The sequence below is a fragment of the Streptomyces sp. H27-H5 genome (assembly GCF_026627505.1).
Taxonomy (GTDB): Bacteria; Actinomycetota; Actinomycetes; order Streptomycetales; family Streptomycetaceae; genus Streptomyces.
In genome coordinates, this window is the sequence record NZ_JAPNLK010000350.1 from 1 (window position 1) to 698 (window position 698).

The 698-nt window shown below is 65.0% G+C and carries 1 protein-coding gene; it reads right to left on the reverse strand.

Annotated features, from left to right (window positions below; all coding sequences use genetic code 11):
* Positions 1 to 151: 151 nt before the first annotated feature.
* Positions 152 to 559 (reverse strand): restriction endonuclease, encoded by a 408-nt coding sequence (locus tag OTB19_RS43205; protein WP_267804341.1) that lies wholly within the window; start codon positions 557 to 559, stop codon positions 152 to 154.
* Positions 560 to 698: the final 139 nt, after the last annotated feature.

Genomic DNA, 698 nt, shown 5'->3' on the forward strand with positions numbered 1-698 from the left:
CCCACCACTTCAGTGTCTGGCCCGCGGTCATCTCCTGCATCGAGCGCGGCACCCGACGTGACGACGACCTCGCCAGCGCCTACCGCGACTGGCTCACTGCCGCTTGACAGCCAATAGGAGCTTCAGCACCTGGGGGGCTGCACTTTGCCGGTCAGGCAGCGTTTCGCGCGTTTTCCTTGTCGTCCAGTTTGAGGATCTCGGACAGGGGGGTGCCCCAGGTTGCCCAACGCTCCAGGATCGGGCGGGCCACGAGATCGATGCTCTGCGAGGACGCAAATTTGAACGCCGGGATGGAGTAAGTCCCATTGGTGACGGCAAGTACGCGGTCGCCACGGTGTACGGGACGTGCCGTGCCGTTGAGCCGCTGGATGGCGGGTGAGCCGACCGTGGTCTTGGCCGTCCCGTGCTTGCACTGGATGACCACTCTGGTCTTGCCGTCAGGGGCGACGGCGATGACGTCGGCGCCCAGGTCGCCGGCCCCGCCTCCCGCGCGCTCTATCGTGAAGCCATCTCGGCGCGCGAGCCGGGCCGTGAGCAATTCGAACGTGCTGTGATGCATCGCATCGATCTGACTGAGCCTCGATCCACCGCGTGATCTTTGATCACGCGGTGTGATTGCTTTTGTGGTGGGTTTCCGGATTCGGGCAGGCCGGTATCCCGGGTGGCCGTCCCGGTGGCGGGTTCTCCGAGGTTCTTTC